Genomic DNA, 18,654 nt, shown 5'->3' with positions numbered 1-18,654 from the left:
ATACAGTATAGTCTTTAAAAGCTGGCGAGCTAATTGGGACAGGCTATCGAGGTTCTTCGATTACACACCAGCCATCAGAAAGATCATCTATACCACCAATCCCATTGAGAGCTATCACCGTATGGTTAGAAAGGTTACTAAAACAAAGGGAGCCTTTAGCAGTGAAGATGCCATCGTAAAACAAATATACCTGGCTACCATAAATGCAAATACCAAGTGGCATGGACAAATGTTTGGATGGTCAACCGTTAGAACTGAACTGATGAACTATTTTGGAGACAGACTATTAAAAAAATGACACAGTTAATTGAGCATAACCTGGACCGCAGACAGCGTTTCATTTGCTTGTTCTTTTCAATTTACTAACACTCATTTCGAAAAATTTCTCCTTGACTCCTCCTTAGCTCCATTATCCATTTCTCCAGGCTCAGGACTCATTCCCCCGGTTTAGTTTTTGAATAGTACAGTCAAACATAAGGTGGAAAAGATGCCAAAAACAGCCCTGAAACTCAGTAAAACAGCGGAATTGATATGGAAGAAAGGAAAATCCGCCCCCATGCCGAAAGACCTGGAACCAATGCTTGCCACCCTGGTAACACAACCCGTTGAAGATGAAGAATGGGTGTATGAAATGAAATGGGATGGCTACCGGGCACTGGCCTACCTGGAAAATGGAAATGTGGATTTGCGTTCACGTAATAATAAATCCTTTAATGAGAAATTCTACCCAATCTATGATACTATGGGCCAGTGGGGCATCAATGCATTGGTGGATGGGGAGATACTGGTACTGAACGACCAGGGTCTCCCTGACTTCTCTGATCTGCAGCTATGGCGCAGCGAAGCGGACGGTCACCTGGTGTATTATGCTTTTGACCTGTTGTGGCTGGAGGGGCGCTCACTGCTGGACCTGCCCATGGAAGAACGCAGGCAACTATTGAAATCTATTATGCCTGGTTTTCCGGCAGTCAGGTTGAGTGAAAGCCTGTCAGCCACGGGTGAAGAGGCCTTTAAAGAGGCTAACCAGATGCACCTGGAAGGGGTAATGGCCAAGAAAAAAGGATCGGTATATGTACCAGGCGCCCGGAGTAAGGATTGGCTGAAGATAAAAACAGAGAAGCGCCAGGAACTTGTGATTGGTGGCTATACAAAGAATGAAGGGACCAATAAGCTTTTCAGCGCCCTTTTGCTGGGAATCATGGAAGGAGGCAAGTTTAATTTCGTTACGCCTGTAGGAACGGGCTTCAATAAAAAGATGCAGGAACTGATCATCAAAAAGCTAAAACCTTTTGAGACCAGTAAGTCGCAGTTTGATACAGAACCTGAATACAACAAACCTTCCCGCTTTCGACCTAACCCTCCAAAAGCCGAAGTTACATGGGTGAAGCCCAGGCTGGTCGCGGAAATTTCGTACCGGGAACTGACCCGCGACGGGGCCTTCAGGCAACCTTCATTCAAGGGCCTGAGGGAGGATAAAAAACCTTCTAAAGTGGTAAGGGAGATCCCGGCAAAGACTACCGAAGTGGTGAAAGACTCGAAGATGGCTACCCAGAAGATCCTGACAGCACCTCCTAAAAAAGAGCGCAAAACGCTGTTAAATCCCAAGGAAGAATCACAAACCCGCATAGTGGGGGGACATGAACTGCGCTTTACGAACCTGAGTAAGATCTATTGGCCAAAAGCCACCAAGGGGTATAAAAAGGAAGTAAGCAAGAGGGACATGATCAACTATTACTTCCAGGTGGCGCCGTATATGTTGCCCTATCTGAAGGACAAGCCGCATACGCTCAACCGCCACCCGCACGGCATTGAAGGGGAAAGCTTTTACCAGAAAGATGTGAAGGGCAAGGCACCGGAATGGATAGAGACTTTTCCATATTTCAGCTATGCCGATAACAGGGAAAAAGAGTTCCTGGTGTGCACTAACGAGGCCAGTCTTTTGTACATGGCTTCCCTGGGCTGCATAGAGATCAATCCCTGGCACAGTAAAAAGAATACGCCTGATAATCCGGATTGGTGCATTATAGACCTTGATCCTGACAAGAACGATTTTGAACAGGTGATCCAGGCGGCGCAGGTAGTGAAAACGCTCCTGGACGATATTAAAGTTCCTTCCTGGCCCAAGACCTCAGGCTCTACCGGGCTGCACATTTATATACCATTTGGCGGCAAATACAGCTATGAAGCATCGAAAGAATTTGGAAGGAGCCTGATGAAGATCGTGCATGCCGAAATACCTGACTTTACTTCTATTGAGCGAAAAACTGCCAATCGAAAGGGCTGCATTTACCTGGATTTCCTGCAAAACAGGCCACAGGCAACTGTAGCTGCACCGTATTCACTTCGCCCCAAGCCAGGTGCCCCTGTATCCATGCCGCTGCACTGGGAGGAGGTGAAAAAAGGTCTGCGAAACACCGATTTTCATATCGGAAACGCAGTAGGAAGGCTAAAAGAGCAGGGCGATATTTTTAAAGGAGTGCTCGGGAAAGGAATCAATTTAGAAAAAGCAATAAAGAACCTGGAGAATATTGGTCATTAGCATTATGGAAGGTTAACGCAGAACATTGAACAATGAATATCAAATAAAGAAGCATTAGGAATAGAAGAATCTTTTCCTTCTTATTAATCCAGAAGATAAGGCGGCTTATTCAAAGAACAACTTAACATGTCCATGTTAATTAATACATTGAATTGTATTATGCAGCCAACAAAAAAGGAAGTCAACAAGACTTCCTCAAAAATTTTAAAGTAATAGTTCCTACTGTCCTGAAGCTTCTGCCATTTCAGTAGATACTTCCACTTCTTTAGGCAGGCACTTTATAGACAGGTTGAATTTGGAATCCATGCTAAGATGAAAATCTTCGCGGGATAATAATTCTTTCACAGTACTATCCTGTAATAATGTTTCAGCCAGGTCTTTTGCAGGAACATTGTTCTTAGTACTGTTCCTGATTCGTCCGCCAATAGTATCGAAAGAAAATGAGTAGCCTGTTTTCTTGGCTACATTACCTTTTTGAAAATCAATGCTGTTCATAGCCAGGCTTTGATCAGCAGATAAAGATTTTTTCAAAAGGATCTTAATAACGGGCAAATACTTGGCCCAGGTCATTGTATACATGATTATATTATTTCTAATGAATTAAGCTTCTTCTTCAAATGCTTCTGCATGAGGCGTGAGTCGTTGAAACTCAGTACCACAGAAGATCTTAGCCAGGCCAGCATTTTTAGTCTGGTTATAAGCATCGAAGTGGGTGCGGGTAACGATACGCCAGAAATTTTTAGACTTCAGGTCGCTATAATCCCTGTCCTTGATAAACAAACCATAGATAGCATCCCTTTTTTTAAAAGTGATCTTTACATAATTGTTCTGCTCGGTGGTTTTCTTTGCAAGGAACTTTTCGATTTCTTCAATATTCATAATTGCCTAATTTATTTTTTAACCTATCAACCATACTTATAGGGTTAATAGTAGTTACAGCCAATATATGGCCGTCAATAATGCTGCCATTTAATTTATAAATAGCGTGTTGAGCTTCGTGGCCATGTGTCATTTCGACAAGTGCTTCTCCGTTGTGTCCGCCACTTGTTTTATTGATTAACAGTTCGGTAGAAGAAACATTTCCATGTGTGGCAAAAAGCAATTCTAAAGAATCAACTGTAACTTTTTTTCCTAAATTGGAAATATATATAACCATAAATGTTTTAATTCCATCTGAGATAGCAAAGTTGTGAAGGGCTTCAAAACATCCGGGAAAGAAATAACAAAGCTGCTAAAAACTCAAAGTATGCTCCAAATTTACACTTTATTTCCGAGGAAATAAGTAGCAGTTGATAAGTTAACAAGGCTTAAAGAAGATGGAAGCTGGTAAAGATCAAACAAAACAAGAATTTTATCAGGGTTTTTTTACCTATGGTTAAAGCTTAAAAAGGATCACTTGCATACAAAAAATAAGGTTCTTCCTTATTAGTACATTAGAATAATAAAATCCCCACTTATCTAACCTATTTTTTACTGATAATGATAACAATTGCAATAAGATCAATTGGTTATTTATGAATCGGGGCAGGTATTGCCTGTACTTTATATATTTATTTGTATTTATTGACTATGATCAACAAAATAGCTGTATAATATGCTTTTTAAACCTCCCAATTCAGGTAAGAATCAGTTAGTTGGTTAAAATTCAAAATATTACAAATATCGTAATACTACGATCCGGGAGTAAGAGTTGTTTCAACATTTTATATCACGGGTATTTAATAATTAAACAAAATTCAATTGGTTAAGAAAACCGGTTATATTTTCACGTTATTGTGATAAATGTCACATTGAATCGATGTATAACATGTTAAGTTTGGTACTGAAACATTAATTAAACTACGAATATGCAAACTAACGAGAACAACTTAAACATTAATGTGATTGAGGTGAAAAAGGCTGCCATGGTTTTAAGGGCTATCAATCACAAACTAAGGCAGCAGATTGTACAACTGATACATACTGCCGGAAAGATTACTGTGACAGAGATATACGTCAAGCTGCGCCTGGAGCAATCCGTGGCTTCTCAACATCTTGCCATTCTGCGTAAGTCAGGGTTCCTGAACACTGAAAGAGATGGAAAGTTTATTTATTACACGGTAAATTATCCACGCTTTGACGAAGTTGATGCATTTACCAAACAACTATTGCATTCTTCAAATAACAATTTGGCTATATCTGATGTAATGGCTAATTGATGGGATGCTGTAATTGGTGAAACAGATCGGAACCCTTGAGATCTTAGAAGGCACTTTTGAAATATAGAGCCAGGGATACCTGGCTTTAAATGAACAGGTAAAAACAGATTGTTAGAGTTAATATTTCCCCTGCATTTTATAGTAAGTTCAGCACAAGTATAGGAAGCCCTGATAAATCCTTATTTTACATCCATGCCCATGACTGACTACCGCGAAGCACTGGAAGAGGCAGTGCGCACATTACATAGAGTTGAGATAGAGCTATTTACCGCCATGGTGAATGTTGGTTTTAAAGGTCCTTATGATGATCTTTCCAGGCTTCACGATGTTGGTGAGGTCATCAACCTTGAAGTAGCAATGTTTGAAGAAACAGGGGACAGGAACGTTGACCTGCTTATAGAATCATTGAAAAAGGTGGCCCGGGTGAAACAGGAAATCGTGGACATCAATGATATTGATATCGACCTGGACCAAGAATAAACTACAGTCTTGAACCAGGAATCGGGTGGTTACCTGGGATAAAAACACCTGTATCAACCAATCAGTTTTTTACTTTTGACTTTTAATTTTACATTTTCGCTCCTATGAAAATAGCCAAGGCCAAACACAAGAACATTTACTGCATTGAAGGTAACTGGACACATGATCTCCGTGATAAGAGAAGTATAAAGACTGGCCTGGAATTCCTGGAACATAATTCCTTCTCCAAAAAACATGTTTTGCATATACACAGGCAATGTTCTTCCTTGCCAGAATTTGAAACACTTTTGAAAGAATCGATATTCAGAAAGTATGAGCGGTATAGTATTGTTTACCTGGCCTTCCATGGCCACGAAGGGATATTGCAGGTAGGAAAAAGATCCACTATCTCTATTGATGTTATAGCAGAAATGCTCCAGGGTAAAGCTCAAAACAAGATCATTCATTTTGGAAGCTGTGAAACACTGAAAGTAAAAAAGCCACAACTGAACCGCTTCCTGAAAACTACAGGTGCACTGGCCGTATCTGGCTATGAAAAAAGCATTGATTTCATGCCAAGCACCTTCCTGGACCTGCTCTATTTCCAATTTTGCCAGCAATACCAAAAGATGTACCTGGTGGAGCAGGATGTGAAGCAATACTATGGCAAACTGGCAAGAGAGCTGGGTTTTAGATTGATCTATGAGAAATGATCAACTAAGATCCCTGATAACCTAACCTATCACATCTTATCAACTTTTCAACCTATTCTTCTATTCCCCCCAACTTTACCGCTACAAATTTGTTTCATAGCAGATGAAGCTGGCAATACTATGGTTGAGAAGAGACCTGAGACTGGAGGATAATACAGCCCTGCTGCAGGCGATGGCCTCAGGATTCCCGGTGCTTCCCCTTTTTATTTTTGACGAAAACATATTGAAGGAATTGCCGGAGGATGATGCCCGGGTAAGCTTTATATTTCATTCGCTGGAGCATATACATCAGCAACTGGAACAAGAAGGAAGTTCATTGCTTTGCAAAAAAGGTGATCCCCTGGCTGTTTGGAAAGAGTTGATCAACGAATACGATATAGCGCAGGTCTTCACCAATAAGGATTATGAGCCCTATGCCAGGAAAAGGGATGCAGCTATTGAAGCCCTTCTCAGTAAGAACGGCATTCCATTTCATAGCTATAAAGACCATGTGATATTCGAAGAAGGTGAAGTGGTAAAAGATGATGGAAGACCCTACACTGTATTTACGCCTTACAAGAATAAATGGTTACAGTCATTGGAGCGTTCATCCGCATTAAAATCCAAGCCTATTCAATGGGATAGATTTTACAAGGGCAGGTTTCCTATGCCACGGATCACGGATATTGGTTTCCGTGAGTCTATAATAAAAGTGCCCGGTTTTGATACTACTGTTTTGGATGACTATGCTGCCAACCGTGATTTTCCCTCACGTTCAACTTCTCACATTGGCCCACACCTGAGGTTTGGAACAATAAGCATCAGGCAGGTAATTTCCAGTTTGAAACCTATCCACGCTACTTACCTGAGTGAATTGATCTGGCGTGAATTCTTTATGCAGATCCTGTTTCATTTTCCCCATGTGGTACATCAAAATTTCAGGGGAGCGTACAACGGAATTCAGTGGAGGAATAATGAGGCTGAATTTGAGAAATGGTGTAGTGGTCAAACAGGTTACCCGCTGGTAGATGCCGGCATGCGCCAGCTGAATGCCACCGGTTTTATGCACAACAGGGTGCGTATGGTAACAGCTTCCTTCCTCTGCAAGCATTTATTGATAGACTGGCAATGGGGTGAAGCCTACTTTGCCAAAAAACTTTTGGATTATGAACTGGCATCCAACAATGGTAACTGGCAGTGGGCGGCAGGAACCGGATGCGATGCCACTCCCTACTTCAGGATCTTTAATCCCATGACACAGGCAAAAAAGTTTGATAAGGACGGAATGTATATCCGGCAATGGGTACCTGAACTGGATGGCTTTGAGTATGCCGAACCGATGGTGAACCATGAAATGGCAAGGGTACGTGCGCTGGAGGTGTATAAAAAAGGATTAGAGAAATAGAATGAAACCCACCCGCGGTTGAAACCCCTGGAATGCATCAGGAAGGCATACCATTCTGATCACACATAGGGCGCATGTTATAGAAGACTATTTGGGCAAAAATACATATCAGCTTTTCCACCTGTAGTCACATTGACCAGGGGTTTTGGAGGGGAAGATGAAGTTATACTTACTAAGCTTCATCAGTTCCAATAGCTTTGTGGCACTTACACCATATACCTGGGTAATTTCCTGGTATTCTTCATCACTGAGACCCATATGTTGCATGATAATTTGTTCGGAGGCTGTTTCAATGGCAGCCGCGGACAGAAGCCGCCTTTTTGTAAAAGAAGTTTTCATAGGCTGGAATAGGATAGTGACACAAATTAATGACTCCTTTAACACGGACATCATTTCTACCAGACGAATATAGAGCGCTAGTGGTTTTTACTTATTTCTATAAGCAATAATTATAATGAGAGCTAAGGTAAACTGCTGTAACTGCAGAGGTTTGTGATAAATCCTGGTACTTACGTCACCTCTTCCCGCATTCATTATAATGAGAAATGCAACGAAGGAAATATCATGCCTTTCTAATACTTTTTATTACATCTTAGCTTACATGTAATCAGCTTGTTAGTTTATCAACCTTACCACCTTTGACAAAGGCCTGCAACAGGTCAATAGGCACAGGGAAAATAGTGGTGGTATTATTTTCCGAGGATATTTCAACCAGTGTTTGAAGGTAGCGCAGTGTTAGTGCACTTGGATGGCTGCCAAGTATTTCCGCGGCATCTGCCAGACGCTGTGAAGCCTGGAACTCACCTTCGGCGGATATAACTTTTGAACGTCTTTCTCTTTCAGCTTCTGCCTGCCTGGCCATAGCACGTTGCATTTCCTGCGGCAGGTCAATCTGTTTCAATTCTACATTCGAAACCTTAATGCCCCATGGTTCTGTATGGGCATCAATGATCTGCTGTAATTGCTGGTTGATCTTATCCCTTTTAGAAAGGATCTCGTCAAGCTCTGATTGTCCCAATACACTGCGAAGCGTGGTTTGGGAAATTTGCGAAGTAGCAGTGAGAAAGTTCTCCACCTGCACAATAGCCTTTTGAGGTTCTATCACCCGGAAATAAACAACGGCATTTACTTTAATAGAAACGTTATCCTGCGTAATGACATCCTGTGGGGGCACATCCAATACCACTGTTCTCAGGCTCACCTTCACCATTTTATCAATGATTGGAACTAAAAGTATCAGGCCGGGACCTCTAACGCCGTCCCTGCCAGCCAGGCGCCCCAGCCGGAACACCACACCCCGTTCATACTCGCGGAGTATGCGAATGGCATTACTTAAAATGATCAGTGCAAAGACAACGATTACAATGAGCACAATGGGATACTGTTGCATATTCTTTCATTAAGTGGTTTGAAGAGGTTCGACAGTGAGGCGAAAGTTTTTCATGGAAAGCACGCGTATTTTTGCTCCAGCTTCAATACGCCCTGTAATGGACTGAGCCTGCCATATTTCCCCATGCACCCTTACGTTACCCAATGGGTCCAAAGGTTCCAGCACTATCCCTGTTTCCCCGATAAATCCTTCAAGGCCCGTGACCGGCTTGCCACGCTGGGCCCTGATGCCAGCTCCTACTACGAATAAAAAGAACAAGGCAGTAACAGCAGTGGTGGAGATGATGACAGTGGTGGATATTTTAAGAATAGGAAAGGCGGTATCATCGCGGATCAGCATCAGTGATCCAAGTAATAAGGAAACGATGCCCCCGATAGTTAAAAGGCCATGGCTGGTGATCTTTATTTCAAGCAGAAAGAGTATGATCCCAAAGATGATCAGGGCAAGGCCCGCATAGTTCACTGGCAATGTATGCAGTGCATAAAGACCCAATACGAGTCCTAAAACACCGGCAATACCCGGAAAGATGGCACCCGGATTATATAACTCGAAAAGCAATCCATAAAATCCCAGCATCAGGAGCATATAGGCCAGGTTAGGATCACTGATGATATTGAGTACCTTTTCAGAAAAGCTCATTTCCAGCGGTTCGACGGAAGCTGCGCGGGTGTGTAAAGTGGCAGTTCCGTTAGTGAGTTCTACTGTTCGGCCATCAATCTGCTCCAGCAGTTGTCGTGTATCTGTAGCCAGCAGATCCACTACTCTTTGTTGCACGGCCTCGCTGCCAGTCAGTGATACACTTTTACGTACGGCTTCTTCCGCCCAGGCTATGTTGCGTGATCTCTTTTCAGCAATGGTGCGCACAAAGGCAGCGGCATCATTGGTTACCTTCTCGTTCATGGTCGTATCCATCTGACCTTCTGATACCGGGTGGGCAGCACCAATATTAGTGCCCGGCGCCATGGCAGCCACATGTGCCGCCAATGTAATAAATACACCTGCGGAACCGGCATGGGCTCCACCGGGAGAAACATAGACAACTATGGGTAAAGGTGCGTCCAATATGGTGCCTACTATGACCCTGGTTGATTTTAATAACCCCCCTGGAGTATTTAAATGGATTAACAGGCATTGTGCATTCTGATTCGCTGCTTTTTGGATACTTCTTTCAATAAAGCTGGCCGAGGCGGGGTTAATGGTCCCATCAATTGTAATGGACATTACTTTTTGCGCTGGTAACACAAAAGGAATAGAAAAAAAGAACAGTAAAAGGATTGCTTTCACAATACTGTAATTTACAAAAAAGAAAGTGCAACCATACTATATAGTTGTAATTGGTTTAATATTTGCTCAGGAGGTGGAAGCGAACTGGCCTATGTGAGCGGCAATAGAGCAGAAGACCGGAACTGGCAACCTTTTTCTTCATTGAAAACCACCAACATGCAACTGTCCACCCGGTTAGCAAGGCTGATCTTTATAGCCACCGCCTGCATACTGCTAATATTATCCTTTATATTATATGCACAGGTAAAAGACCTTATTACTTCCTATAACCAGGTCAATGAAGCAACTGTTGTCAACTTAAAACTGGAACAGGTACTCTCCACCTTGAAAGATGCTGAAATAGCCCAGCGGGGTTTTCTGTTGACGAAAGACTCAGGGTTTTTAAAACCCATGGAAGGGGCTAATGAAAGATCCGAAAACCTATTAAAACAATTACATAATCTCACCCATAATAATGCAGAACAACAAAAGAACCTGGATGCGCTTGAAACTTTTGTCAGGATCCGTTTCCGAAACTTCAACACAGTAATAGAGCAATACAGTATGGAAGGCATCAGTGCTGAGACCAGAAAAATGCACCTCCTGGCCAGTGCCAGTTCCATGGACAATATCCGCCAACATATCGCAGCCGTACAGGATATTGAAAAAAAGCTATTGTCAGAAAGAGAGCGTATTAAAAGAAAACATAGTTTGCTGGCGCCCTTTTATGCTTTCATACTCATACTAACGGCACTGAGCATCCTCATTTTCTTTTATGACAGAACCATGAAGCAACTCTTACGCACCAGGAAGTTACTGGCAAAACTGAGAATTGTAAATGGGAAGCTGAGGCAAAAGAACCACGAAATGGAATTGTACAACAAGGAACTGGATTCCTTTACTTACATAGCCAGCCACGATCTGAAAGAACCGTTAAGAAAAATAACCACGTATTCCAATCTTGTGGCCGAGGAGGCCGGTGAAAACCTAACGGAGAAGCACAGGTCCTATTTTGAAAGGATACATAATTCTGTAAAGCGGATGCAAAACCTCCTTGACGACCTGTTGCTGTATTCACACAGCACAAAGCCCACTGCAGATTTTGAAGCCGTTGACCTCAATACCATCATTAAACAGGTAGAGGAAAACCTGGCTGAGGAAATTAAAGAAACTAAGGCCAGTGTGTATACTGAAACCCTGCCTGTGATCAGGGGACTTCCCTTCCAGCTAAAACAGCTCTTTGAGAATCTTTTTCTCAACTCCCTCAAGTATAAACAATCTGGTACGGCACCAAGCATAACCATAGAAAGTTCGCTGATTGATAAAACAAAGATTAAAAAGGCTGGTTTTACAAAGGCCAACCAGTACTATAGAATAGTTTTCAAGGACAACGGCCTGGGATTTGAACAAACCTATGCAGAAAAGATCTTTCAATTATTTCAGCGGGTACATACCAGCCAGAGCGATGAAAGTACAGGCATCGGACTTACCATCTGCAAAAAAATAATAGAAAACCACAATGGATTTATAAGAGCTACAAGTAAGGTCAACAGGGGCACTTTGTTTGAAATCTACTTTCCTTATAATAAAATATAAATAAAGAAGATATTTTAATAAGTATAGCACAATTATTGCTGTTATTAAATCAGTTTTCATAGGGTACGGATTATAAACGGGCTAAGGTTTCTACCTTGAGCCCTATTTTTTTGCCCGGGCACAAGGAATGGCCACCTGTTTATAGACATAGAGAAAAATATGGCATCTGAGGAAAGGTAAAAGATCAGAGACTGATGGAATTGTAATGGTTGTTCTTTTTAACCAGGCCGGTTTGGATAGTGCCCAGCAAGGCTTCTTCGGTAAAGGGTTTGAATAAGAATTGATGTCCCTCATTTACCATGCGGGTGCGCACTTCAGGACTAGGAAATCCTGCCGTGAAAAATATAAGAGGAATTCCAGCAAGGTTACCGTCTTCCTTTGCTAATTGTAAAAAAGCATTCCCGTCAGTTTCGGGCATCATCATATCACAAAGGATCAGGTCGGGCTGGTATTTTTTTGCCAGCTCATAGCCAATATAACCATTGGCAGCAGTAAATACTTTGTAATTACTGAGTTCCAGTAACTCCGCTGTATTTTCTCTTACCTCCCTGTTATCCTCTATGATCAGAATATTGTTCACAAAAACAAAACTACTTTTCCCCGCAAGAGAAAATAATGAGTTTAATCAGTCTTTTGTCTAACTATGGACAGTAAAAAGGGCTTTTAAGAATTCGTTGTGAACCTTTTAAGACGATGATCAGAATTTTAGAAGAAAGATATAGACATGGGCGGGCTAATCATTTACTTTGGGGATCTCAACTGTAAAAGTAGATCCCTCATTCTCCTTACTTACAAATGAGATATCTCCTCCAAGGAGTTCTACGTATTTTTTTACGATATTCAATCCCAGCCCGGTTCCCTGGATCGCATAGGCATTGCTGGCCCTGAAGAATTTGCCGAAAAGCTCTTTCTGCGCTTCTTCGGGTATACCGATTCCCTCATCCCTGACAGAAAAAATGGCCTGGTCGCCTTTTTCATCTACTTCCACATAAATATCTTTTCCTTCGGGAGAATACTTTACAGCATTGGAAAGCAGGTTGAGTAATATGTTGCGCAAGATCTTTTTGTCCTGGTATACCTCTCCTGGTCCATTGAAATTTACATGGATATTTTGATTCTTTTTCCTCACCATACCTTCCATTTCCTCCACTATATCTTTAATAAATTCCGGCAGGCTTATTTCCTGGCATATCACTTCTGTCTTACCCTGTTCCAACTTATCCAGGGATAGAAAATCATCCAGGATATCGGTAAGGTTGCGAACAGATGCTTTTATACGGTCAATATGTTTCTTCCGCTTCTCTTCCTGTTCCGTTGTTTTATAGTGATCTACCAGTGAAATGCTGGAAAGTATAGCACTTAAAGGAGTGCGGAACTCATGTGATGCCAGGGATACAAAACGGGATTTCATTTCACTCAGCTCCTGTTCTCTTTTTAATGCTTCGGTAAGCTCCAGGGTTCTTTCTGTGACTTTATTTTCCAGGTCCGCATTGATCTGTAATATTTCTTCTTCTGCCAGCTTGCGTTGCGTGATATCAGACCTGATGGCTAAATACTGGTATGGCTTGCTCTTTTCATCCAGGAAAGGAACAATAGTGGTATCTACCCAGTAAAAAGATCCGTCTTTAGCCTTATTCTTCAATTCTCCCCGCCAGATCCTCCCGTTTGCGATAGTTACCCATAGGTCACGAATAAACTCTTTGGAGTGATAACCGGAATTAATGATCCGGTGGTCCTGGCCCATTAATTCCTCAGGGGCATATTTAGAGATCTTACAGAAATTCTCATTCACATGCTTTATCACGCCCTTCTGGTCAGTTATAGCCACTATAGATGACTCATCAATAGCATATTTATAATAAGAAGTCTCAGACTGACTTTTCTGTAGCCTGTTTTCCAGTTGAGCATTCAGACGCTTGATCTCTTCTTCAGCCTTGTGCCTCCTGGTAATGTCCCTTGTAACTTTTCCAAAACCTACCAGTTTACCTTGTGGATCTCTCAAGGCCGTAAAAACAACGCTGGCCCAGAACTTTGAACCGTCCTTACGAACACGTAAACCCTCCACTTCAAACTGTCCCAATTCCCTGGCCAGTTGAAGGTTTCGCTCTGGTTCATCATTTTCTAATTCATCCGGAGTATAAAAAATGGATATGTGCTTGCCAATGACTTCAGATGCGGTGTAGCCTTTGATGTTCTCTGCCCCTTTGTTCCAGCTGATGATATGACCACTGACATCGATCATAAAAATGGCACAATCCTCAACGCTTTGAACTAACAGGCGATAACTTTCACGGTCAATATGAATTTTTTCGTCCAGCATAATGCTCTATCCGGGCTCTTCCCTGGTTTGTAAAAGTAAGTCCGTTGTGCGTTACACTATTACTAAACTTCAATTGCAGTATTATCAATGGTTTTCAGCCATTCTATCACATAGGAAAAATACTTAAATTAGATAAATATTCCTTTTGAAATATTTACCATGGGGCATTAGTTCATATTGCCGGTTTCCTTAGTAACTTTGTTAACCAATTGGTTAAATCTTATGGTTAATACCCGTGACAGATCAACCGAAGAAAAGATCCTGGCGGCAGCCCGCAAAATATTCCTTAACAAGGGTATGGACGGTGCACGCATGCAGGATATAGCCGACGAGGCGGGGATCAATAAAGCCTTGCTACATTATTATTTCCGAAGCAAGGATAAACTGTTTGAACAAATATTCCTGGAGGTAGCCTCCTCCATGCTCCCACGCATATTTAGCATCTTTCAATCGGATGATACACTGTTTACCAAGATCGAAAAGTTTTGCGACACCTATATAACCCAGGAGATCAAAACACCCTACGTTCCCATTTTTATCTTGAATGAAGTAAACCGTCAGCCCCAGGCCTTTTTGAAAAAGGTGCTGGGCAATACAAGACCTCCTGTAGAAAAACTATTACAACAGATAGAACAGGAAACAAAGGCAGGTCTCATTAAACCTATAGATCCCCTGCAATTACTATTGAATACGTTGTCTCTCTGCATATTTCCATTCCTGGCCTCCCCTATGATACAGTTGCTTACAGGAATGGAAGCAAAAAATTTCAGGGCCCTGATGGAAGAAAGAAAAAAGCTGGTGCCCCAACTCATTATAGAATCCATTAAAAACTGATGGTATGCCCCTGATATCAAAATGGTTGTCCCGGTTAATGAAAATGGTGCCACTGATACTGGTCGTCCTGGCTCCGCAACTGTTAAAGGCACAAGGAAGGGAAAGTCTTTCATTGTCCGAGGCTATTCAGCTGGCACAAAGCCATTATCCCATGCTGGGACAAAAAGACCTGGTGCAATTAACAGAAAACCTCTCTACTCAAAATATAAATACCGCCTTCCTGCCGCAGCCAACCATCAGCGGGCAGGCCACTTACCAATCAGATGTCACAGGCCTTTCCCTGCCAATACCTGGATTCAGCATTCCCTCCCCGCAAAAGGACCAATACCGTATGGTAGCCGGGGTGGAACAACTGGTATACGACGGTGGAATGGTAAAAACGCAAAAAGAGATACAGCAACTCAATACGGCTGTGGAGCAAAATAAAGTGGAGGTGGAGTTATATGGACTGAAGACCAGGATCAACCAGCTTTACTTTAATGTGTTATTGCAGGAAGAACTACTGAAACAGAATGAGCTGGTATCAAAAAACATCCAGGCAGGCATAGCCAAAGTGGAACCCCAGGTGCAGAATGGAAACATGTTGCGCTCCAACCTATTGGTGTTGCAGGCAGAACGGCTGCAAGTGAAGCAAAAGAACATAGAAATAACTGCTGCCAGGAAAGGATTGCTGGAAATGCTTTCCATTTACATCGGGCAGCCATTACCAGTAAACCTTCACCTGCAAAAACCTCCCGGGACCTGGGTTGCTGATACCTTGCTGCTTCGGCCTGAATTACAATTATTTCAAAGCCAGTCGGACCTGGTGGCGGGACAAAGAAATCTGATCCGGTCAAGGAACCTGCCAAAGGCCAATGCTTTTTTCCAGGGTGGCTATGGAAGGCCAGGGCTCAACCTGCTTTCCAATGAATTTAAACCCTTCTACATAGCTGGCTTTAAGGTAAACTGGCCATTGGGTGGCCTGTATACATCGGGCAGGGAAAAAAAGCTGGCAGTCATCAGCCAGCAAACTATTGACCTTCAAAAGCAGACATTTTTATTGAATACCAGTTCGCAGTTGCAGCAACAGCAGGCAGATATAGATAAGTATGAAGCCTTGCTGGCCACAGATAAAGAGATCATAGAGCTCCGCCGCCAGGTGACAGAATCGGCAAAGGCCCAATTGGAAAATGCTGTAATCACCTCGAATGATTTCCTGATCCAGGTGAATGCAGAAGATAGTGCGCGCCAGGCAATGATCCTTCATGAATTACAATGGCTGCAGGCACAGGTAAACTATCTAATCATATCGGGTAAATTATAAACTGGCTTTTATGAAGCGTATTGTTTTTTTATCTCTGGTTCCCTTCATTTTCTCCTGTCATTCCAACAAAAAGGAATTTGATGCCTCGGGTAGTTTTGAAGCCGACGAAGTGGTGGTGTCATCACAGGTTAACGGGCAGCTACTGAATTTTTCAGTGAATGAAGGCGATTCTCTGGCCCCGGGGCAAGTGGTGGGTACCATTGATTCCAGCTCCCTGTCGCTGCAAAAAGCCCAGGTCAATGCCACCATTCATTCCCTTTCAGAAAAAACACAAACCGTGGCCCCGCAGGTACAACTGCTCAATAACCAGTTAGCGGTTCAACAGGCGCAATTAAAGAACCTGGCACATGAAAAAGAAAGGATAGAACGCCTGGTAAAAGCTGATGCAGCCACCGGCAAGCAACTGGATGATATCAATTCTCAAATAGAGGTTACCAAACGGCAGATGGAAGTGACCCGCCAGCAGATAGCCGTGCAACGTTCCAATGTAGCCACGCAGAACCGCGGCATCCTGAGTGAAAAAGCACCCCTGGAGAAACAGGTAGCCCTGGTGGAAGAACAATTATCCAGGGCAAGGATCACCAACCCCACCAACGGCATAGTGCTCACCAAATACGCCGAACAGGGAGAGGTAACCACGGCCGGTAAGCCCTTATATAAGATAGCGGACCTTTCTGTAATGACACTAAGAGCCTATGTAACAGGGAGCCAGCTTTCACAACTAAGGCTTAACCAACAGGTAAATGTGGGTATTGATGATGGCAAAGGAGGTTATCGCATGTATAAGGGAACCATAACATCGATATCAGACAAGGCAGAATTTACTCCAAAGACCATCCAGACAAAAGAAGAAAGGGCCAACCTGGTATATGCGGTAAAAATAAGGGTGCCCAATGACGGCTACCTGAAAATTGGCATGTATGGGGAGGTAAAATTTCCAAACCCGGCGCCATGAGTGCTGTACAAGCATATGGGTTGCACAAACACTATAAAAGCGGAAAAGCTTCTGTTGAAGCTGTCCGCAATGTATCATTTGAAGTGTCGCGGGGAGAATTGTTTGGCATTATTGGTCCTGATGGTGCAGGTAAGACCAGCCTATTTCGCATGCTGACCACCCTGCTGCTTCCCGATAAAGGAACTGCCACGGTTGATGGCTCGGACATTGTAAAAGACTATAAGGCTATTCGCAATAAGGTGGGCTACATGCCCGGGAAGTTTTCTTTGTACCAGGACCTGTCAGTGGAAGAAAACCTGGAATTCTTTGCCACGCTTTTTAAAACCAGCCTTGCCGAAAACTATGATCTTGTCAGGGATATCTATGTACAGATAGAGCCTTTTAAGAAACGTAGGGCCGGAAAGTTATCCGGGGGTATGAAGCAAAAGCTGGCGCTTTGTTGCGCCCTTATCCACAAACCCGTCGTATTGTTTTTGGATGAGCCCACAACTGGGGTGGATGCCGTGTCAAGAAAAGAGTTCTGGGATATGCTCAGTAAACTAAAAGCCCAGGGGATCACCATTTTGGTTTCAACGCCCTATATGGACGAAGCGTCCCTTTGCGACCGGGTTACCTTAATGCAGGAAGGAAGATTTATGACCACTGGCACCCCCGGTGAGATCAGGGATTCTTTCAAAAAAACTATCCTTGCTGTCAGGTCAGCCGATATGTTTCGATTGTTACAGGATCTGCGCTCCTTTAAGGAAATAGAAGATGTGTATTCTTTCGGAGAGAGCCACCATGCAGTTATGAAGGATGGTTATTCGCTTGTCAATATGGAATCATTTCTAGCAAGCAAGGGACATACAGAAATTTACATCCAAACTGTCCCTCCTTCTATTGAAGATTGTTTCATGCAACTAATGCAATACCCGCATGAATGAACAATCTATCATACACGTTGAGCAGCTGACCAAACGCTTTGGTGACTTCACCGCAGTAGATGCTATCTCCTTTGAGGTACAGAGGGGTGAGATCTTTGGATTTCTCGGCGCCAACGGCGCTGGTAAGACCACTGCCATGCGCATGCTCTGTGGCTTATCGATGCCCACTTCGGGGAAGGCCTTTGTTGCAGGATTTGATGTGTATAAACAAACGGAAGGCCTGAAAAGAAACATAGGATATATGAGCCAGAAGTTCTCGTTGTACGAGGACCTGACCATCAAAGAAAATATCCGGTTTTATGCGGGTATCTATGGAAAAAGCGATGCCTTCATTAAAGATAAAACGGCCAGGTTGCTGCATCAACTGCACCTGGAAGACCAGGCAAATAAACTGGTAGGCTCCTTACCACCTGGATGGAAACAAAAGCTGGCCTTCTCTGTGGCTGTTTTTCACGAGCCACGTATTGTATTCCTTGATGAGCCAACGGGTGGGGTTGACCCCGTAACCCGTCGTGAATTCTGGAACCTTATTTACGAGGCTGCGGCCACAGGCATCACCGTATTTGTAACTACCCACTATATGGACGAAGCTGAATATTGCAACCGGGTGACCATTATGGTGGATGGCAGAATAGAAGCACTGGACACACCATCTGCATTAAAACAAACCTATAATGCGTCGAGCATGAATGAAGTGTTCCTGCAACTGGCACGCAAAGCAAAAAGAAATGGCGATGAAGTAAAAACAGCATAACATTTTCTAACAATTGGGGTTAA

At 43.0% G+C, this 18,654-nt stretch carries 20 protein-coding genes; 12 read left to right on the top strand and 8 right to left on the bottom strand.

Annotated features, from left to right (window positions below):
- Both BUA53_RS21010 and ligD read left to right on the top strand, forming a co-directional pair.
- Positions 1-298: transposase (locus BUA53_RS21010; protein WP_139256384.1), on the top strand; the 298-nt coding region annotated here is incomplete at its 5' end.
- Positions 299-487: 189 nt separating this feature from the next.
- The gene (gene ligD, locus BUA53_RS08405; RefSeq protein WP_072834914.1) at positions 488-2,539 is read left to right on the top strand and encodes a DNA ligase D; all 2,052 of its coding nucleotides are present in this window, start codon (positions 488-490) and stop codon (positions 2,537-2,539) included.
- 219 nt (positions 2,540-2,758) lie between these two features.
- Here the strand turns inward: ligD and BUA53_RS08400 are convergent, their stop codons facing one another.
- The 3 genes from BUA53_RS08400 to BUA53_RS08390 are packed head-to-tail and all read right to left on the bottom strand — an operon-like array spanning position 2,759 to position 3,707.
- Positions 2,759-3,118, bottom strand: coding sequence for a hypothetical protein (locus BUA53_RS08400; protein ID WP_139256383.1), 360 nt, complete (start codon positions 3,116-3,118; stop codon positions 2,759-2,761).
- A gap of 21 nt (positions 3,119-3,139) precedes the next feature.
- Positions 3,140-3,418: a hypothetical protein gene (locus BUA53_RS08395; RefSeq protein WP_072834912.1), complete on the bottom strand. Its 279-nt coding sequence runs from the start codon at positions 3,416-3,418 to the stop codon at positions 3,140-3,142.
- Entirely contained in the window at positions 3,408-3,707 is a 300-nt protein-coding gene (locus BUA53_RS08390; RefSeq protein ID WP_262494392.1) for an RNA recognition motif domain-containing protein, read from the bottom strand. Before BUA53_RS08390 ends, BUA53_RS08395 begins: the two co-directional genes overlap by 11 nt.
- A 679-nt stretch (positions 3,708-4,386) precedes the next feature.
- On the opposite strand from BUA53_RS08390, the gene BUA53_RS08385 reads away from it, so the two are divergent.
- From BUA53_RS08385 to BUA53_RS08370, 4 genes are all read left to right on the top strand, one after another.
- Positions 4,387-4,737 (top strand): ArsR/SmtB family transcription factor, encoded by a 351-nt coding sequence (locus tag BUA53_RS08385; protein WP_072834910.1) that lies wholly within the window; start codon positions 4,387-4,389, stop codon positions 4,735-4,737.
- Between the two features lie 198 nt (positions 4,738-4,935).
- Positions 4,936-5,217 carry a hypothetical protein gene (locus tag BUA53_RS08380; RefSeq protein WP_139256382.1) on the top strand — a complete coding sequence of 94 codons (282 nt, stop codon included), beginning with the start codon at positions 4,936-4,938 and terminating at the stop codon, positions 5,215-5,217.
- A 104-nt stretch (positions 5,218-5,321) separates the two neighbouring features.
- Positions 5,322-5,909 (top strand): DUF6642 family protein, encoded by a 588-nt coding sequence (locus BUA53_RS08375; RefSeq protein ID WP_072834908.1) that lies wholly within the window; start codon positions 5,322-5,324, stop codon positions 5,907-5,909.
- 103 nt (positions 5,910-6,012) lie between these two features.
- Positions 6,013-7,293, top strand: a complete 1,281-nt coding sequence (locus BUA53_RS08370) for a cryptochrome/photolyase family protein (RefSeq protein ID WP_072834907.1) — start codon at positions 6,013-6,015, stop codon at positions 7,291-7,293.
- 108 nt (positions 7,294-7,401) lie between these two features.
- Here the strand turns inward: BUA53_RS08370 and BUA53_RS08365 are convergent, their stop codons facing one another.
- From BUA53_RS08365 to BUA53_RS08355, 3 genes are all read right to left on the bottom strand, one after another.
- Complete coding sequence (locus tag BUA53_RS08365; RefSeq protein ID WP_139256381.1) at positions 7,402-7,632, bottom strand: hypothetical protein; 231 nt, start codon at positions 7,630-7,632, stop codon at positions 7,402-7,404.
- Positions 7,633-7,900: 268 nt separating this feature from the next.
- Complete coding sequence (locus BUA53_RS08360) at positions 7,901-8,683, bottom strand: slipin family protein (RefSeq protein WP_072834905.1); 783 nt, start codon at positions 8,681-8,683, stop codon at positions 7,901-7,903.
- Positions 8,684-8,692: 9 nt separating this feature from the next.
- Positions 8,693-9,967 (bottom strand): NfeD family protein, encoded by a 1,275-nt coding sequence (locus BUA53_RS08355; RefSeq protein WP_072834904.1) that lies wholly within the window; start codon positions 9,965-9,967, stop codon positions 8,693-8,695.
- A 93-nt stretch (positions 9,968-10,060) separates the two neighbouring features.
- Between BUA53_RS08355 and BUA53_RS08350 the strand changes: the two genes are divergently transcribed.
- On the top strand, positions 10,061-11,542 hold the full coding sequence (locus BUA53_RS08350) for a sensor histidine kinase (RefSeq protein WP_139256380.1): 1,482 nt from the start codon (positions 10,061-10,063) through the stop codon (positions 11,540-11,542).
- Between the two features lie 184 nt (positions 11,543-11,726).
- Here BUA53_RS08350 and BUA53_RS08345 read toward each other — a convergent pair whose 3' ends face one another.
- Positions 11,727-12,122, bottom strand: coding sequence for a response regulator (locus tag BUA53_RS08345; RefSeq protein WP_072834902.1), 396 nt, complete (start codon positions 12,120-12,122; stop codon positions 11,727-11,729).
- Positions 12,123-12,275: 153 nt separating this feature from the next.
- On the bottom strand, positions 12,276-13,862 hold the full coding sequence (locus BUA53_RS08340) for a sensor histidine kinase (protein WP_072834901.1): 1,587 nt from the start codon (positions 13,860-13,862) through the stop codon (positions 12,276-12,278).
- Positions 13,863-14,084: 222 nt separating this feature from the next.
- Between BUA53_RS08340 and BUA53_RS08335 the strand changes: the two genes are divergently transcribed.
- Genes BUA53_RS08335 through BUA53_RS08315 form a run of 5 tightly spaced genes read left to right on the top strand, consistent with a single transcriptional unit; the run spans position 14,085 to position 18,631 of the window.
- Positions 14,085-14,696, top strand: a complete 612-nt coding sequence (locus BUA53_RS08335) for a TetR/AcrR family transcriptional regulator (protein WP_072834900.1) — start codon at positions 14,085-14,087, stop codon at positions 14,694-14,696.
- 4 nt (positions 14,697-14,700) lie between these two features.
- On the top strand, positions 14,701-15,999 hold the full coding sequence (locus BUA53_RS08330; protein WP_245793061.1) for a TolC family protein: 1,299 nt from the start codon (positions 14,701-14,703) through the stop codon (positions 15,997-15,999).
- Positions 16,000-16,009: 10 nt separating this feature from the next.
- Complete coding sequence (locus BUA53_RS08325) at positions 16,010-16,954, top strand: HlyD family secretion protein (protein ID WP_072834899.1); 945 nt, start codon at positions 16,010-16,012, stop codon at positions 16,952-16,954.
- The gene (locus BUA53_RS08320) at positions 16,951-17,877 is read left to right on the top strand and encodes an ABC transporter ATP-binding protein (RefSeq protein WP_072834898.1); all 927 of its coding nucleotides are present in this window, start codon (positions 16,951-16,953) and stop codon (positions 17,875-17,877) included. Before BUA53_RS08325 ends, BUA53_RS08320 begins: the two co-directional genes overlap by 4 nt.
- A complete protein-coding gene (locus BUA53_RS08315; protein WP_072834897.1) occupies positions 17,870-18,631 on the top strand; it encodes an ABC transporter ATP-binding protein in 762 nt (253 codons plus the stop codon). Before BUA53_RS08320 ends, BUA53_RS08315 begins: the two co-directional genes overlap by 8 nt.
- The last annotated feature ends 23 nt before the right edge of the window (positions 18,632-18,654 follow it).

Source organism: Flavisolibacter ginsengisoli DSM 18119 (assembly GCF_900129295.1).
In the GTDB taxonomy this organism is placed as follows: domain Bacteria; phylum Bacteroidota; class Bacteroidia; order Chitinophagales; family Chitinophagaceae; genus Flavisolibacter; species Flavisolibacter ginsengisoli.
The sequence above is the reverse complement of the archived record's forward strand: the minus strand, read 5'-3'. Positions and strand labels throughout refer to the sequence as shown.

What these genes read in the sequence shown, in the direction of transcription:
- ligD (WP_072834914.1), top strand. Translation starts at nt 488, where the DNA reads ATGCCAAAAACAGCCCTGAAACTCAGTAAAACAGCGGAATTGATATGG.
- BUA53_RS08400 (WP_139256383.1), bottom strand. Translation starts at nt 3,118, where the DNA reads ATGTATACAATGACCTGGGCCAAGTATTTGCCCGTTATTAAGATCCTT.
- BUA53_RS08395 (WP_072834912.1), bottom strand. Translation starts at nt 3,418, where the DNA reads ATGAATATTGAAGAAATCGAAAAGTTCCTTGCAAAGAAAACCACCGAG.
- BUA53_RS08385 (WP_072834910.1), top strand. Translation starts at nt 4,387, where the DNA reads ATGCAAACTAACGAGAACAACTTAAACATTAATGTGATTGAGGTGAAA.
- BUA53_RS08380 (WP_139256382.1), top strand. Translation starts at nt 4,936, where the DNA reads ATGACTGACTACCGCGAAGCACTGGAAGAGGCAGTGCGCACATTACAT.
- BUA53_RS08375 (WP_072834908.1), top strand. Translation starts at nt 5,322, where the DNA reads ATGAAAATAGCCAAGGCCAAACACAAGAACATTTACTGCATTGAAGGT.
- BUA53_RS08370 (WP_072834907.1), top strand. Translation starts at nt 6,013, where the DNA reads ATGAAGCTGGCAATACTATGGTTGAGAAGAGACCTGAGACTGGAGGAT.
- BUA53_RS08365 (WP_139256381.1), bottom strand. Translation starts at nt 7,632, where the DNA reads ATGAAAACTTCTTTTACAAAAAGGCGGCTTCTGTCCGCGGCTGCCATT.
- BUA53_RS08360 (WP_072834905.1), bottom strand. Translation starts at nt 8,683, where the DNA reads ATGCAACAGTATCCCATTGTGCTCATTGTAATCGTTGTCTTTGCACTG.
- BUA53_RS08340 (WP_072834901.1), bottom strand. Translation starts at nt 13,862, where the DNA reads ATGCTGGACGAAAAAATTCATATTGACCGTGAAAGTTATCGCCTGTTA.
- BUA53_RS08335 (WP_072834900.1), top strand. Translation starts at nt 14,085, where the DNA reads ATGGTTAATACCCGTGACAGATCAACCGAAGAAAAGATCCTGGCGGCA.
- BUA53_RS08330 (WP_245793061.1), top strand. Translation starts at nt 14,701, where the DNA reads ATGCCCCTGATATCAAAATGGTTGTCCCGGTTAATGAAAATGGTGCCA.
- BUA53_RS08325 (WP_072834899.1), top strand. Translation starts at nt 16,010, where the DNA reads ATGAAGCGTATTGTTTTTTTATCTCTGGTTCCCTTCATTTTCTCCTGT.
- BUA53_RS08320 (WP_072834898.1), top strand. Translation starts at nt 16,951, where the DNA reads ATGAGTGCTGTACAAGCATATGGGTTGCACAAACACTATAAAAGCGGA.
- BUA53_RS08315 (WP_072834897.1), top strand. Translation starts at nt 17,870, where the DNA reads ATGAATGAACAATCTATCATACACGTTGAGCAGCTGACCAAACGCTTT.